Origin of the sequence: Alkalihalobacillus bogoriensis ATCC BAA-922 (assembly GCF_000621445.1) — a bacterium.
GTDB lineage: Bacteria > Bacillota > Bacilli > Bacillales > Bacillaceae_F > Bacillus_AO > Bacillus_AO bogoriense.
Genome location: NZ_KK211277.1, coordinates 172704 through 187245, shown reverse-complemented (window position 1 = coordinate 187245; position 14542 = coordinate 172704). Strand labels below are relative to the sequence as shown.

Below are 14542 nucleotides of genomic sequence, written 5' to 3'. Positions count from 1 at the left end.
ACGATGGATTTATTATCAAGAACGAGAAAAATTAATGAAATGTTACAAAAATCAGGCGGACAACACGTGAATTTTAGAGATATGGCGGAAACGTTACGTGATGTTATAAGTGCCAATATTTTTGTTGTTAGTCGTCGTGGGAAATTATTAGGATTTGCGATTAAACAAGAAATCGAAAATGAAAGAATGAAGAAAATGTTAGAGGAACGCCAATTTCCGGAAGTGTATACAACGAATTTATTTAAATTAGATGAAACAAGTGCTAATTTAGATATTAATAGTGAATACACAGCATTTCCCGTTGAGAATAAAGATTTATTTTCTACAGGTTTAACGACAATTGTTCCTATCCTTGGTGGAGGACAAAGATTAGGAACATTAATATTAGCGAGATTAAATGATTCCTTTAATAATGATGATTTAATCTTAGCTGAATATGGAGCTACAGTTGTAGGAATGGAAATTTCACATGAAAAAACTCAAGAAATTGAAGAGGAAGCAAGAAGTAAAGCTGTTGTTCAAATGGCGATTTCATCGTTATCGTATAGTGAATTAGAAGCTGTTGAGCATATTTTTGAAGAATTAGATGGAAAAGAAGGCTTGCTTGTTGCAAGCAAAATTGCAGACCGAGTTGGGATTACGCGTTCGGTTATCGTCAATGCCTTACGAAAATTAGAAAGTGCTGGTGTGATTGAATCAAGGTCACTCGGAATGAAAGGCACATATATAAAGGTTTTGAACGATAAATTTTTAGCAGAACTAGAAAAATTAAAAACAAATTAACAATTTTAGGAAAAAACACCGTTCCAAGGTAACAGGAACGGTGTTTTTTCGACTTTTTTTTCGTTTTTTTTTAAATAGTTGTAGATCAAAAGCTTCCTTCATAGTATGATATATTTTAGTTTACTATTGATACATGACAATCGTAGGAGAAATAAAAGAACATAAATAAAAAAATGTAAAAAAACATGAAAAAAGGAATTAATTATTAATTATTTTTTAGGAATTATATATTATAATAGACATGCGATTACATCATTCAACATAATTCGATAAAGTTAGCTAAGACTTTAGTCTAAAAGTTTTGATGATGTAATTTAGTGAAAGGGTGAATAAATATGAATCTTTTCTCGAGTTCTGCATTTCATACACTTGAGAAAGCCATTGATGGCTCAGCTTTACGACAAAAAACAATCGCAAATAATATCGCAAATGTCGATACACCGAACTACAAAGCAAAAAATGTCGAATTTAAACATACATTAAATCGAGAGTTGGAAAATAGTTCTTTTAACGCAAATCGAACGGACCATCGACATGTCGAATTTAGTACAGGAAAGCAAAGACAAGCATTTGTCACGACCAATAACAAAACGATGTACAATCACAATTTGAATAATGTAGACATTGACCATGAAATGGCAGAGCTTGCCAAAAACCAAATCTATTATAATGCGTTAATTGACCGCTTGAATGGTAGATTTAAAAGCCTTGAGACGGTTATAAAAGGAGGTAGATAGGGATGACGATTTTTAGTGGGTTTAATACAACAGCTTCAGCTTTAACGGCTCAACGTTTGAGAATGGATGTTGTGTCATCAAACATGGCGAATGCAGATACAACACGAGCAAATTTTGTAAATGGAGAGTGGCAGCCCTATCGTAGGAAGATGGTTGTGCTACAACCGAACCAACAACACTTTTCTTCTCACTTACAAAAAGCGATGGGAAAAAGTAATCAAGCTGGTGAAGGTGTTAAAGTCTCAAGAATTGTTGAAGACCAATCTCCATTTAAGCTAGTGTACGACCCATTTCATCCAGATGCGAATGCAGAAGGATATGTTCAATTACCAAACGTTGATCCATTAAAGGAAACGGTTGATTTGATGAGTGCGACACGATCGTACGAAGCGAATGTAACAACATTAAATGCAACGAAAAATATGTTAATGAAAGCCCTAGAAATTGGGCGTTAACAGATAAAGAGAGGGTAAATCATGGACATAAATAAAATTCAATCACCGTTTATATTGCCACGTAGTTTAGAAGTGAAACAAACACCTGCAGAGGCTCATAATAAATTTAAGCAAGCGCTAAGTGATGCACTTCAAAATGTAAATAAAGTGCAAAATGAATCAGCTAAAGCGACCGAAGCTTTAGCTAGAGGCGAAATTGATGACCTGCACAATGTAATGATTACAGGACAAAAAGCTTCCTTAACATTACAGGCGACAATAGAAGTTCGAAATAAAGTGATTGAAGCATATCAAGAAGTAATGAGAATGCAAGTATAAAATCAAGTGAGTTTACAACATTGACATGGTTTTAGCTAGGAGGGCACATGAACGAGAATCTTACATTATATAAAGAAAAAATAGGGACTTTTTGGAAAAGTAGAACGACGAGTCAAAAAGGAATGATGATCGGTTCAGTTGCAGTATTACTTTTATTATTTGGTTTACTAGCTTTTTTTGGAACCCGTTCAAACTTTGTGCCCCTATACAGTAATTTAACTGTACAAGAAACTGGTCAAATTAAGGAGACGCTTGATGCCAGAGGGGTTCAGTCACAAATTTCACATAATGGGACAACAATTAGTGTACCAGAGACAATGGTTGACACATTAAAAGTAGAATTAGCAGCTGAAGGAATTCCACATAGTGGAAGTATTGATTATGGGACGTTTAAAGATGGTATGGGATTTGGGATGACCGATAATGAATTTTCGGTTGTAGAAAGAGCCGCCATTCAAACGGAATTAGGAAACTTAATTCGAAATGTCGATGGCGTTTCTAGTGCCAATGTCATGATTACATTACCAGAAGAAAGCTTATGGGTCACAGACACACCGAATGCGGCATCTGCATCCATTGTTGTTAACACAGCTCCAGGATATCAAATGGATGCTAAGCAAATTCGTGCACTTTACCATTTAGTATCTAAAAGTGTACCAAATCTTCCTATTGAAAATATTGTGATTATGAACCAAATGTTTGAACACCTTGAGTATTTAGATGATTCAGCTGTCGGTTCTTCACTTACAGCGTATGAGCAACAACGTTCAATCAAACGTGATGTTGAGCAAGACATTCAACGTCAACTACAACAAATGCTTGGGACGATAATGGGTCATGATAAAGTATTGGTTTCTGTCTCAACGGATATTGATTTTACTCAAGAAAATCGACAAGAAGATTTAGTTTCACCAGTAGATGAAGAAAACATGGCTGGATTAGCTGTAAGTATAGAGCGAGTAACGGAAACGTACTCAGGAGAAGACATGGGTGAAGGAGGAATTGCTGGAGTTGGTGAGGGCATTCCGAATTATCCAGGAGTTATTGGTGGTGGCGTAGGTGATTATGAAAGAATTGAAGAACGAATTAACAATGATGTGAATCGAATTCGCCGTGATATCGTTGAAAGCCCGTATCGTATAAGAGATATCGGCTTACAAGTCATGGTAGAACCGCCAAATCCTGAGGACCCATTATCTTTACCGCAAGAACGAATTAATGATATTCAACAGATTTTAGGTACGATAGTTCGTACAAGTATTGATAGCAATATCGCAGATAATTTAACAGATGATGAAATAAACCAAAAAATATTCGTATCAGCACAACCATTTAATGGGAAGCCGGTAATGGAACCTGTTGTTCAGCCAATGATCCCGACATGGATGTATGTTGTTGGCGGCGTGCTTGTAGCGATTATCGTTTTATTAGTAATATTACTTGTTCGTCGTAAAAAAGCAGTTCAAGAAGAAACAGAAGAAGTTGATGTTCCGCCAACTATGGCAAGAGAGATACCTGATTTACCAAATGATGATGATAGTGAGATGGCGGTAAAACGAAAACAATTAGAGAAATTAGCGAAAGACAAACCAGATGATTTCGCAAAACTAGTTCGAACTTGGTTAACTGAAGATTAGGAGGGAAAGCAGTTGAAGGACACAAAGAAAAATTCGAAACTATCTGGCAAACAAAAAGCGGCTATCCTCCTAATTTCATTAGGGCCAGATGTTTCTGCACAAGTATATAAACATTTAAGTGAAGAAGAGATTGAAAAATTAACTTTGGAAATTGCGAATGTTCGCAAGGTGGAAAGCAACACAAAGGAAGAAATCGTCGAGCAATTTCATCAATTAGTATTAGCGCAAGATTATATTTCTCAAGGTGGGATTGGCTATGCCAAAAATGTTCTTGAAAAAGCATTAGGTGAAAACGAAGCGATGGAAATTATTAACCGATTAACATCGACTTTACAAGTTCGTCCTTTTGATTTTGCAAGAAAAGCAGATGCATCCCAAATTTTAAACTTTATTCAAAATGAACATCCACAAACGATTGCTCTTATTTTGTCTTATTTAGAATCAGTACAAGCCGGTCAAATTCTTTCTGAGCTTCCACAAGAGGTTCAAGCAGATGTTGCAAAGCGAATCGCGTTAATGGATAGCACATCGCCTGAAATAGTAAATGAAGTCGAAAGCATTCTTGAACAAAAATTATCGGCGACTGTTACGCAAGATTACACAGAAACTGGTGGAATTGAAGCAGTTGTAGAAGTGTTAAATGGTGTTGACCGAAGTACGGAAAGAACGATTTTAGATGCGCTTGAAATTCAAGATCCAGAACTTGCAGAAGAAATTAAGAAGAGAATGTTTGTCTTTGAAGATATTGTTACACTTGATAATCGTTCAATTCAACGTGTTATCCGTGATGTGGAAAATGAAGATTTACAGCTTTCACTTAAAGTGGCAAGTGACGAAGTGAAGGAAGTTATCTTTAGCAATATGTCTCAGCGTATGGCTGATACATTTAAAGAAGAAATGGAATTCATGGGTCCGGTTAGACTTCGAGATGTAGAAGAAGCGCAGTCACGAATTGTAGCGATTGTTCGTCGTCTTGAAGAGGCAGGTGAAATCGTAATCGCGCGTGGTGGAGGAGATGATATTATTGTCTAAGCTCATTAAGTCTCCTTTTACGAATGCTAAAAAAGAAGAAGTCGTCCAAATAGGAATTAAACCAATTCAAAGCCAATCGTTTACCGAAGAGTTTGAGTTGGATGAACAAGAGCAAATGAACAACACTTCGTCAGATGAAGTAAATCATCTTATTGAACAAGCCAAAGTCGAAGCAGCCGAAATCATTGCAAATGCAGAACGCGAAGCTGAAGAAAGAAGACAACAGCTCGAAGTATATCAACAACAAGTTCATGATCAACTTGAACAATTGCAAAGAGAAGCACAAGAAGTTGGTTATAATGAAGGATTTGAACACGGATTAGATGCTGGAAAAGCAGCGTGTGAACATGAGCTGGAGCAAGCTAAAGCGGTTATTGCTGCTTCTAAGCAGGACTATCACAATCGAATAGAACAGGCGGAGCCAGTTATTATCGACATTGCTTTAGCAATCTGTCAAAAAATGATGCCAGGTGTCATTTCTCAGTTAGATGATGCATGGATGGTCATTATGAAAGAAGCGATCAAAGAAGTGAGAGATCGGGAAGATGTAACTTTATATATCCACCCAGTGATGTATGAACGGACATTATCCCATAAAGAAGAGATAAGTAGTTTATTAAGTCAAACACAAGAATTGTATATTTATCCTGATTCTCAGCTTAATGAACAAGGCTGTATAATTGAAACGCCATTTGGTCGTATCGATGCGAGTGTTGATAGCCAACTTACTGAAATAAAGGCGAGACTTCATGAAAAACTGAAGGAGGCTTCGACAAGTGAACGCTCATAGTGTTGTATCTGAAATACAATCTATTGATTCTTTGAAATGGTATGGAAAAGTAACAAGAGTAGTTGGATTGACGATTGAATCAAGAGGACCTCAAGCTTCAATCGGAGACCTATGTTATATCCATGTCGGCAAGCAAAAGAAATCAAAAGTGATGGCTGAAGTTGTTGGCTTTCGTGATGAAAATGTGTTGTTAATGCCACTTAACGGAACAAATGATATTTCTCCAGGGAGCTTAGTTGAAGGGACAAATAAGCCGTTACAGATCAAAGTAGGCTCTAATTTGATTGGGAAAATTATAGATGGGTGTGGACAACCTCTAGATGGATCAGAGCTTCCTGGAGGGTTATCTTCCTTTCCGACGGATAATAATCCGCCGAACCCATTAAAAAGACCGCGAATTTCAGAACAAATGGGTTTAGGAGTAAGAGCGATTGATTCGTTATTAACCGTTGGAAAAGGACAGCGTATCGGGATTTTTGCAGGAAGTGGTGTCGGAAAAAGTACACTTCTGTCCATGATTACAAAAAACTCCGAAGCTGATATTAATGTGATTGCATTAATTGGAGAGCGTGGTCGTGAGGTAAAAGACTTTATCGAACGTGACCTAGGGGAAGAAGGATTAAAACGGACGGTATTAGTTGTCGCTACATCAGACCAGCCTGCTTTAATGCGAATAAAAGGGGCCATGACCGCAACAGCGATTGCTGAATATTTTCGAAATCAGGGCTTAGATGTGAACTTAATGATGGACTCAGTGACAAGATTTGCGATGGCACAGCGAGAAATTGGTTTAGCTATAGGAGAACCCCCTACTACAAAAGGGTATACACCATCTGTTTTTGCGATGCTTCCCCGTTTGTTAGAGCGCTCAGGGACAGATGCAACGGGTTCGATTACAGCATTTTACACCGTTTTAGTCGATGGAGATGATTTTAATGAACCTATTTCAGATGCGGTTCGTGGGATATTAGATGGTCATTTTATATTGGACCGTAAGTTAGCGAATAAAGGTCAGTTTCCAGCGATTAATATACTCAGAAGTGTAAGTCGTGTTATGCACGACATTGCTACTCCAGACCATTTACATGCAGCAGAACAATTACGAACGTTATTAGCTTCGTATTATGACTCTGAAGATTTAATCAATATTGGGGCTTATAAAAGAGGGACATCGAAGCAAGTGGATGAAGCGATTCGAATGTATCCGCAAATTATTTCATTTTTAAAACAAAGCACAGAAGAACATATATCCTTTGTTGAATCGAAACATCAATTGATTCAAGAGTTTGGTAAAGGAGAGAAACGATGACCTTTCAATATACGTTGCAAAAAGTATTAGAAATGAAAGAAAAAGAAAAACAGACGAAGCAGCTTGATTATCATGAGGCAGCGCAAACATTTGAAGAAACAGCGACAGCTTTATATAACTTGTTAAAAAGACGGGAAAAAATTGAGGATGGCTACCGCGAACAGCTGTCTTCAGGAATGCCAGTGCATGAATTGTTGCAACATCAAACATTAATCATGCGATTGCAACAAGAAATTGAGCAACAGCAATTTAAAACAAATATCGCGCGAGAGCATATGTATCAAAAGCAAGATATGTTAACAAAATCAGCGATTGAATTTAAAACCTATGAAAAAATGAAAGAAAAAAAGCTTGAGGAATATATGTTAGAACAAAAAGCGGAAGAAAATAAACTCATGGATGAGATCGCAGTTCAATTATATGCAAACCGCTAAAGAATAGGTGAGAAGATGAGCGAAAAACAAAAAGAATATAGCAAATTTCAATGGTTTTTCTTTACCGGTTTTATTCCATTGCTTTTCTTACTACTTCTTGTTTTCGTAGGTGCCCAGTTTCTTGGAATTAACCTTGGAGATAAAGCAAAAGAAGTGGGGTCAACACTTCCGTTTGTTTCTTCGATGATAGATGAAGAAGAGGCCAGTCAAGAGGAAGAGGAAGAAGCTGTAAATGTTGAGGAGCTAATGGCTACTATTCATGAACAAGAAGCTAAAATTACTGATTTAGAGCGTCAAGTTGCAGAGAAAGAAGAAGAACTTGAATTGCAAACCGAGCTCGCAAAGGAATTAGAAGAGCATGTGGGTCTACAAGAAGAAGCGACAGCGGAGGTAAAAATTGAACTAAAAGATATCGGAAAAACCTATGAAGCAATGTCTGCTAAAAACGCGGCCAACATTTTATCTGAGCTCGCAGTAGATGAAGCAATCTTGCATATGTCCCAAATTTCGATTCAAACACGTGCTGCTATATTAGCGAAGATGGAAGCGGAAAAAGCCGCTGAAATTATGCTTCTCCTATCGAATCAATAATGTATAAGGAAATTGAAAGGAGGTGAAAGAAAAACATGCAAATTGCACCTATACAACTACTTGGACTTCAACAACCAACGGTAGGGCAAAAACAAATTCCAAGCGAAAATACAGGTGAAAATACAGTTTTCTTTGGGTTATTTCAACAATTACTTATACCACAGGAAGAAGGACAACACCCTCAACTAGAACTACAAAAGGATGTACCTTTGTTAACGGAAACAGAAACTGATGAAGCTCTTTTCATTGTATCTGAACACTTTCAAAATATTTATGTTCCTTCTGAGGTAACAAAAGAAGCGACATCGGTACATGAACAACTACCTGATGATATAAAACAGCAGCTTGAAAATGTAATTGGTTCTAATCAATCGCTAGAACTTGTCATGAACGACACGGAATTGAACCCAATCACAAAAGTCATCGCAATATTATTATCATTACAAGAAGAACAAGACAAAGGAACAATTGATGTAGAAAAAGCACTTGCTCCATTATTACCAATCGTAGTTGAACTGTTCCCAACTGTTATCCAACAGTTACCAAAAGGAAATGAAACGGTAATGACAGGACAACCGAATGTAAAAGAGCTTTTGCAAAAAGTAGTTGTTGTTTTGACTGAAGTAAACAATGTAGTAAACAAAGAAAAGCCTGTAGCTGAAGCGAAGAAAGAATCATTTTTCCACCATATTCAACAAGTGCAGCAACAGATGATGAATCAAAAACAGTCGGTTATGCCGATTCCGAACTTAAATATGAACTATGATGATGGAACCAAATCGCTTTCACTTGTTCAACAAGGATTAGAATTAGCTCAACCGATGGACAGAGTTCAGCAATTTGTGATTCATGTTGGAGAATCACAAACAAAACAAGCGCAACAACAACAGTTTATGCGACAATTTCAAGAGTTATTAGGGAATAGTAATGTTCGCCTGTTAAATGGTGGAACGACACAATTGACATTAAAGCTAAACCCGGCCCATCTTGGACGTTTAGATATTCAATTATTACAGCAAAACGGTGTCATAACAGCAAAGATTATGGCGACAACGACGGCTGCTAAAGAGTTAATTGAATCGCAATTACACCAACTACGTCAAAGTTTTGGCTTGCAACAGCTTCAAGTAGAAAAAATTGAAATTGTACAACAGCAACAGTTTGGACAATTGCACAAAGACGAAGAAAACAAACAGCAGCAACAACGAGAACAGCGTCATGAAGAGGATAAGGAAGAGCCTCAGCAAGAATCGTTTTCTGAGCTACTCGATGATTTAACCTTTAATGAAAAAGTATAAGGTGTGAATAAACAATGACAAATACAATTCAAGATAATTATTCATTGGCAACGCATCAACAACAACAAAAGTCAACACCAGGAAATATTCTTGGCAAAGATGATTTTTTGAAAATGTTAATAACACAATTGCAAAATCAGGATCCATTAAATCCAATGGAGGATCGTGAATTTATCGCCCAAATGGCTCAGTTTTCAAGTTTAGAACAAATGACAAATATGAGTACGGCGATTCAGCAATTTGTAAAAACACAAACGAGTCAAAATTTAGTTCAACATAGTGAGCTTATCGGAAAAAAAGTGAAATGGGAATTAGAAGTAAAAATTGATGATTTCCGTTCACGAACAGAGGAACATGAAAATACGGTTACTTCTGTGAAAGTTGATAAAAATGGGGCAATTTCTATTCAACTCGATAGTGGAGTATGGATTCGAAATGACCAGTTAGTTCAAGTAAGTAAAGCCGAATAAGGCTCATTTGTTAGAACGCAAACGAGGTGATGGTTATGGAAACAAAAATCCACTCACACCATTTGCATCAATTACCGAAGCTTCCAGGAAAACATGTGGCAAAGCATGTGCAACCTTCTAAATTCGCTTCTTTGCTTCATTCTCAACTTGAACAAACAGAGGAACTCAAAATAAGCAAACATGCTCAAAAGCGAATGGATGAGCGAGGAATTGAAATAGCCGAACAAAGATGGACAGTCATCGAAGGAAAGCTAAAGGAAGCACGTGAAAAAGGCATTCATGACTCTTTGGTATTAATGGAGGAAGCGGCATTAGTTGTAAGTGTGAAAAACAATACCGTAATTACGGCATTAGACCGGACGGAGGCAAGTTCGCAAATTTTTACCAATATTAACGGCACAATCATTATTTAAAAGATAGCTGGACCGAAAAGGAAGCTATCAATACTGTGGATTGACAGAAGCAGTAAAAAAAACGAAAAGAAGAAAGGGGCATCACGCTCATATGTTACGTTCAATGTACTCAGGAATAAGTGGAATGAAGAACTTTCAAGTAAAACTTGATGTAATCGGAAATAATATCGCTAACGTTAATACATTCGGATATAAAAAAGGAAGAACGACTTTTTCAGATTTAATGAGCCAACAGCTTGCAGGAGCAACAGCACCAGGAGACAACCGTGGAGGGATGAACCCACGTCAAGTTGGTTTAGGATCACAATTAGCAACAATTGATACGATTGGAACACAAGGAAGCTTACAAACAACAGGTCGCCAGCTTGATTTAGGGATTTCAGGTGATGGATTTTTTGAAGTAAGAGACGAAGCTGGGAATTCATTTTACACTCGTGCTGGTAACTTTTATCTAGATCAAGATGGTGCGATTGTAAATTCAAACGGGTTGTATTTAGTTGGGATGAATGGACAATCACCATTACGTTTGTTTGACGGAACTATTAATGATGAAACAGGTGAACCAAATGGCACGATTAACGATGTAAAAAGTTTCAGTATCGGTTCTGACGGAAAGATTAACGTAGTTAATGCTGAAGGTGTGTTAATGGAGATGGGTCAAATCGGACTTGTAAAATTTAATAACCCTGACGGATTAGAGAAATCTGGTGGAAACATTTACATTCAATCTGCGAACTCAGGAAATCCATTACCAATGGCGATTCCGGGTGAGCAAGGAGCAGGATTACTTTTCTCTGGTGCGCTTGAAATGTCAAATGTTGACTTATCTGAAGAGTTTACGGAAATGATCGTTGCACAACGTGGATTTCAGGCAAATACGCGAATGATTACCACTTCAGATGAAATTTTACAAGAAATTATGCAAATGAAGCGATAAGCAAAATTTAAACTAGGAGGGTAGGCTAGGCTACGTCCTAGCCTATATAATGCCGATGATTTCTTTAATTCGATTAAACCGTAATGAGTTTTTATTGAATGCATTGTTAATAGAACAAGTCGAAGCTTTTCCTGATACGACGATTACACTTGTCAATGGAAAAAAGATCGTAGTGCTAGATACAATGGATGATGTTATGCTGAAAATCAATCAGTTCTACAAAAGCATCGGCTTAGTTGCGATGTACAAAGACAGACAAACGGAGGGCTCATGAGTGTTTAAAAATAAACTAATTACGATAATGTTAATTATTATTCTTTCATTAACGTTACTCGGTGTCCTTGCTCTCGTATTAGTAAACTATTTTTCTAGTAATTCAGATGAAGACCATGAGCCAACGATTGATGAAATTGTGTCTTTATCATATGACACACCAGAAATGACGACAAACCTTCTTTCGAATGATTTTGCGAAAGTACAATTTCGCATTCAAGTCGATAACAAAAAAGCATTAAAAGAAATTGCAAAACGTGATTTCCAACTTGAGAATATTATTATTCGCGAATTATCCGAGGTTACAAGTTCTCAACTTTCTGGTGGAGAAGCAATTGAAGACCTAGAAAGTAAATTACGTGAAAAGATAAATGAGTTAATGGAAGAAGGAGAAGTAGTTCACGTATACACAAGACGATTTATTATTCAATAAATGAACGACATGGAATGAAAAGAGGTGAGGCTCTTGGCTGATATTTTGTCACAAGGTGAGATTGATGCGCTTTTGTCTGCGCTATCGACTGGTGAAATGGATGCGGATGAATTAAAAAAAGAAGAATCCGAAAAGAAAATTAAAGTGTACGACTTTAAGCGAGCATTACGTTTTTCGAAAGATCAAATTCGAAGTTTGTCGAGAATTCACGAAAACTTTGCCAGGTTGTTAACGACATTCTTTTCAGCGCAATTACGAACATTTGTTCAAATTTCAGTTGCATCTGTTGACCAGTTACCATATGAGGAATTTATTCGTTCGATTCCGAAACAGACAATATTGAATGTATTTGAAGCGTACCCGCTAGACGGCCGTTTTTTAATGGAAGTGAATCCAAACATCGCCTATTCAATGTTAGACAGATTATTAGGTGGTAAAGGTATCGCTGTAAATAAAGTTGAAAATTTAACAGAAATTGAAACTCGAATAATGTCTCAATTGTTCCAACGAACATTAGAGAGTTTTACTGAAGCATGGAGTTCGATAATCGAATTTGATTTAGTGACAGAAGCACTTGAAGTGAACCCACAATTTTTACAAATGGTATCACCAAATGAAACGGTTGTTGTTATTTCTTTGTCTACGACGATTGGCGAAACATCTGGGATGATTAACTTATGTTTGCCACATGTTGTATTAGAAGAAATTTTACCGAAATTATCTGTACATTATTGGATGCAAACAAAGAAAAAACAACGACTTCCTGAAGAAGTTGTTTCATTAGAAAGAACCGTTCAATCAGCTCCTTTAGTTGTGAACGCTGAATTAGGTCGTTCTGAAATCTCAATTCAAGACTTTTTATACTTAGCCATAGGTGATGTTATTGAATTAAATCAACCCATTTCTAAGCCATTGGTCGTAAGTGTTGGAGGAGAACCGAAATATTTAGCACAACCAGGAAAAATAAAAAATCAAGTGGCAGTTCAAGTCACAGATGTGATGGAGGAGGGAACAGGCGATGAATGGTGATATGCTATCCCAAGATGAAATAAATGAATTATTAAAAGGTGTTACAGAAGCAGACGGAGATACACAAGAGGAAGAAAGCGACAAGCCGTCATTAAATGTGAATGACTACTTATCTCCTGTAGAACAAGATACGTTAGGGGAAATTGGCAATATTTCGTTTGGGAGTGCTTCAACTGCATTGTCAACGTTATTAAATCAAAAAGTCGATATTACGACTCCTAAAGTGTCCGTTATTGATAAAAGTTCATTAGAAACAGAATTTCCAAAACCACATGTTGCGATATCTGTTGAGTATACAGTTGGCTTTGAAGGCATGAACATGCTTGTCATTAAATCAACTGACGCGGCAATCATTGCTGATTTAATGCTTGGTGGAGATGGGACAAACCCAAACGACCAATTAGGTGAGATGGAAATTAGTGCTGTCCAAGAAGCAATGAATCAAATGATGGGTTCTGCATCAACATCGATGTCAACGATTTTTAATAAAAAAGTGGATATTTCTCCTCCTGGCATTGACATTATGGATGTTAAAAATGAAGAAGGAATGTCAAATGTTCCAAAAGATGAAATGCTTGTAAAAATTTCATTTCGCTTAAAAGTTGGAGACTTAATTGATTCATCTATTATGCAATTAGTTACGGTTCGATTTGCTAAAGATTTAGTGAATGAATTGATGAATCCTTCTTCAACAGAAGAAGAAATAACGGCTCCAACACCAGCACCACAACCAGAACCGACTCAGGCTGCTGAACCAGTTGCACAACAGCCGACAATGCAAGCACCGCCACAACAAGCGCAAGAACAATATCATCAACCACATTATGAACAACGTGGTCAACAGCATTTAGGTTCAAACTTTAATCAGCGTCAAGTCGATGTTCAACCAGCAGCGTTTACAAATTTTGAAACACCAAGATTAACACAATCAGAGTCTCAAAATTTAAATATGTTATTGGATATTCCGCTAAATGTAACAGTGGAATTAGGAAGAACAAAACGTTCGATTAAAGAAATTCTAGAATTTAGTCAAGGTTCCATTATCGAACTTGATAAGCTTGCCGGGGAACCAGTTGATATTTTAGTAAATCAAAAGCTGATCGCTAAAGGTGAAGTTGTTGTTATTGATGAAAACTTTGGAGTACGTGTAACGGATATTGTTAGTCAAGAAGAACGAATTCGCAACTTAAAATAAGAGATGGAGAAAGGATGACCAATATGTCAAAAAAGATTTTAATTGTTGATGATGCTGCATTTATGAGAATGATGATTAAAGATATTCTTAGTAAAAATGGGTATGACGTTGTAGGTGAAGCACCAGATGGAGCACAGGCTGTTGAGAAATACAAAGAGCTATCTCCTGATCTTGTAACAATGGATATAACAATGCCAGAGATGGATGGAATTACGGCATTAAAGGAAATTAAAAAAATGGATGGGAATGCAAAAATCATTATGTGTTCGGCAATGGGGCAACAAGCGATGGTTATTGATGCTATCCAAGCTGGTGCAAAGGACTTTATCGTGAAACCATTCCAAGCTGACCGCGTGCTAGAAGCGATCGGGAAAGCATTAGGATAAGTAAATTAGAAAGGGGTGCATC

19 protein-coding genes are annotated in these 14542 nt (G+C 37.0%); all 19 read left to right on the top strand.

The genetic code is table 11. The features are described from left to right. Nucleotides 1-3: 3 nt before the first annotated feature. The 19 genes from codY (at nt 4) to T323_RS0116615 (ending at nt 14520) form a co-directional block, all read left to right on the top strand. Nucleotides 4-783 carry a GTP-sensing pleiotropic transcriptional regulator CodY gene (gene codY, locus T323_RS0116705; RefSeq protein ID WP_026674289.1) on the top strand — a complete coding sequence of 260 codons (780 nt, stop codon included), beginning with the start codon at nt 4-6 and terminating at the stop codon, nt 781-783. A gap of 335 nt (nt 784-1118) precedes the next feature. Next, nucleotides 1119-1520 (top strand): flagellar basal body rod protein FlgB, encoded by a 402-nt coding sequence (flgB, locus tag T323_RS0116700; protein ID WP_026674288.1) that lies wholly within the window; start codon nt 1119-1121, stop codon nt 1518-1520. A 2-nt stretch (nt 1521-1522) separates the two neighbouring features. Further along, nucleotides 1523-1975, top strand: a complete 453-nt coding sequence (flgC, locus tag T323_RS0116695) for a flagellar basal body rod protein FlgC (RefSeq protein WP_026674287.1) — start codon at nt 1523-1525, stop codon at nt 1973-1975. A gap of 21 nt (nt 1976-1996) precedes the next feature. After that, entirely contained in the window at nt 1997-2293 is a 297-nt protein-coding gene (fliE, locus tag T323_RS0116690) for a flagellar hook-basal body complex protein FliE (protein ID WP_026674286.1), read from the top strand. 47 nt (nt 2294-2340) lie between these two features. Next, nucleotides 2341-3930, top strand: coding sequence for a flagellar basal-body MS-ring/collar protein FliF (gene fliF, locus T323_RS0116685; RefSeq protein ID WP_026674285.1), 1590 nt, complete (start codon nt 2341-2343; stop codon nt 3928-3930). 12 nt (nt 3931-3942) lie between these two features. After that, the gene (gene fliG, locus T323_RS0116680; protein WP_026674284.1) at nt 3943-4962 is read left to right on the top strand and encodes a flagellar motor switch protein FliG; all 1020 of its coding nucleotides are present in this window, start codon (nt 3943-3945) and stop codon (nt 4960-4962) included. Next, nucleotides 4955-5752, top strand: coding sequence for a flagellar assembly protein FliH (fliH, locus tag T323_RS0116675; RefSeq protein ID WP_026674283.1), 798 nt, complete (start codon nt 4955-4957; stop codon nt 5750-5752). The genes fliG and fliH overlap by 8 nt, the downstream gene beginning before the upstream one ends. Continuing rightward, a complete protein-coding gene (gene fliI / locus T323_RS0116670) occupies nt 5739-7061 on the top strand; it encodes a flagellar protein export ATPase FliI (RefSeq protein WP_026674282.1) in 1323 nt (440 codons plus the stop codon). Before fliH ends, fliI begins: the two co-directional genes overlap by 14 nt. Then, on the top strand, nt 7058-7495 hold the full coding sequence (fliJ, locus tag T323_RS0116665) for a flagellar export protein FliJ (protein ID WP_026674281.1): 438 nt from the start codon (nt 7058-7060) through the stop codon (nt 7493-7495). Before fliI ends, fliJ begins: the two co-directional genes overlap by 4 nt. A gap of 15 nt (nt 7496-7510) precedes the next feature. Beyond that, nucleotides 7511-8086, top strand: a complete 576-nt coding sequence (locus T323_RS0116660; RefSeq protein WP_026674280.1) for a MotE family protein — start codon at nt 7511-7513, stop codon at nt 8084-8086. 35 nt (nt 8087-8121) lie between these two features. Further along, complete coding sequence (locus T323_RS0116655) at nt 8122-9384, top strand: flagellar hook-length control protein FliK (protein WP_026674279.1); 1263 nt, start codon at nt 8122-8124, stop codon at nt 9382-9384. 14 nt (nt 9385-9398) lie between these two features. Next, the gene (gene flgD, locus T323_RS26995) at nt 9399-9854 is read left to right on the top strand and encodes a flagellar hook assembly protein FlgD (RefSeq protein WP_035179074.1); all 456 of its coding nucleotides are present in this window, start codon (nt 9399-9401) and stop codon (nt 9852-9854) included. A 35-nt stretch (nt 9855-9889) separates the two neighbouring features. Further along, nucleotides 9890-10267 (top strand): TIGR02530 family flagellar biosynthesis protein, encoded by a 378-nt coding sequence (locus T323_RS0116645; RefSeq protein ID WP_026674278.1) that lies wholly within the window; start codon nt 9890-9892, stop codon nt 10265-10267. Nucleotides 10268-10358: 91 nt separating this feature from the next. Continuing rightward, the gene (gene flgG / locus T323_RS0116640) at nt 10359-11204 is read left to right on the top strand and encodes a flagellar basal body rod protein FlgG (RefSeq protein WP_026674277.1); all 846 of its coding nucleotides are present in this window, start codon (nt 10359-10361) and stop codon (nt 11202-11204) included. 55 nt (nt 11205-11259) lie between these two features. Beyond that, nucleotides 11260-11478 carry a flagellar FlbD family protein gene (locus T323_RS0116635; protein WP_026674276.1) on the top strand — a complete coding sequence of 73 codons (219 nt, stop codon included), beginning with the start codon at nt 11260-11262 and terminating at the stop codon, nt 11476-11478. After that, nucleotides 11479-11910 (top strand): flagellar basal body-associated protein FliL, encoded by a 432-nt coding sequence (gene fliL, locus T323_RS0116630; protein ID WP_026674275.1) that lies wholly within the window; start codon nt 11479-11481, stop codon nt 11908-11910. A gap of 33 nt (nt 11911-11943) precedes the next feature. Continuing rightward, the gene (gene fliM, locus T323_RS0116625) at nt 11944-12939 is read left to right on the top strand and encodes a flagellar motor switch protein FliM (protein WP_026674274.1); all 996 of its coding nucleotides are present in this window, start codon (nt 11944-11946) and stop codon (nt 12937-12939) included. After that, the gene (gene fliY, locus T323_RS0116620; RefSeq protein ID WP_026674273.1) at nt 12929-14134 is read left to right on the top strand and encodes a flagellar motor switch phosphatase FliY; all 1206 of its coding nucleotides are present in this window, start codon (nt 12929-12931) and stop codon (nt 14132-14134) included. The genes fliM and fliY overlap by 11 nt, the downstream gene beginning before the upstream one ends. Before the next feature lie 23 nt (nt 14135-14157). Further along, on the top strand, nt 14158-14520 hold the full coding sequence (locus T323_RS0116615) for a response regulator (protein WP_026674272.1): 363 nt from the start codon (nt 14158-14160) through the stop codon (nt 14518-14520). Nucleotides 14521-14542: the final 22 nt, after the last annotated feature.

Bases quoted from the DNA above. Each gene is read 5' to 3' on its own strand.
- codY (WP_026674289.1), top strand. From the start codon at position 4: ATGGATTTATTATCAAGAACGAGAAAAATTAATGAAATGTTACAAAAA.
- flgB (WP_026674288.1), top strand. From the start codon at position 1,119: ATGAATCTTTTCTCGAGTTCTGCATTTCATACACTTGAGAAAGCCATT.
- flgC (WP_026674287.1), top strand. From the start codon at position 1,523: ATGACGATTTTTAGTGGGTTTAATACAACAGCTTCAGCTTTAACGGCT.
- fliE (WP_026674286.1), top strand. From the start codon at position 1,997: ATGGACATAAATAAAATTCAATCACCGTTTATATTGCCACGTAGTTTA.
- fliF (WP_026674285.1), top strand. From the start codon at position 2,341: ATGAACGAGAATCTTACATTATATAAAGAAAAAATAGGGACTTTTTGG.
- fliJ (WP_026674281.1), top strand. From the start codon at position 7,058: ATGACCTTTCAATATACGTTGCAAAAAGTATTAGAAATGAAAGAAAAA.
- T323_RS0116660 (WP_026674280.1), top strand. From the start codon at position 7,511: ATGAGCGAAAAACAAAAAGAATATAGCAAATTTCAATGGTTTTTCTTT.
- T323_RS0116655 (WP_026674279.1), top strand. From the start codon at position 8,122: ATGCAAATTGCACCTATACAACTACTTGGACTTCAACAACCAACGGTA.
- flgD (WP_035179074.1), top strand. From the start codon at position 9,399: ATGACAAATACAATTCAAGATAATTATTCATTGGCAACGCATCAACAA.
- T323_RS0116645 (WP_026674278.1), top strand. From the start codon at position 9,890: ATGGAAACAAAAATCCACTCACACCATTTGCATCAATTACCGAAGCTT.
- flgG (WP_026674277.1), top strand. From the start codon at position 10,359: ATGTTACGTTCAATGTACTCAGGAATAAGTGGAATGAAGAACTTTCAA.
- T323_RS0116635 (WP_026674276.1), top strand. From the start codon at position 11,260: ATGATTTCTTTAATTCGATTAAACCGTAATGAGTTTTTATTGAATGCA.
- fliY (WP_026674273.1), top strand. From the start codon at position 12,929: ATGAATGGTGATATGCTATCCCAAGATGAAATAAATGAATTATTAAAA.
- T323_RS0116615 (WP_026674272.1), top strand. From the start codon at position 14,158: ATGTCAAAAAAGATTTTAATTGTTGATGATGCTGCATTTATGAGAATG.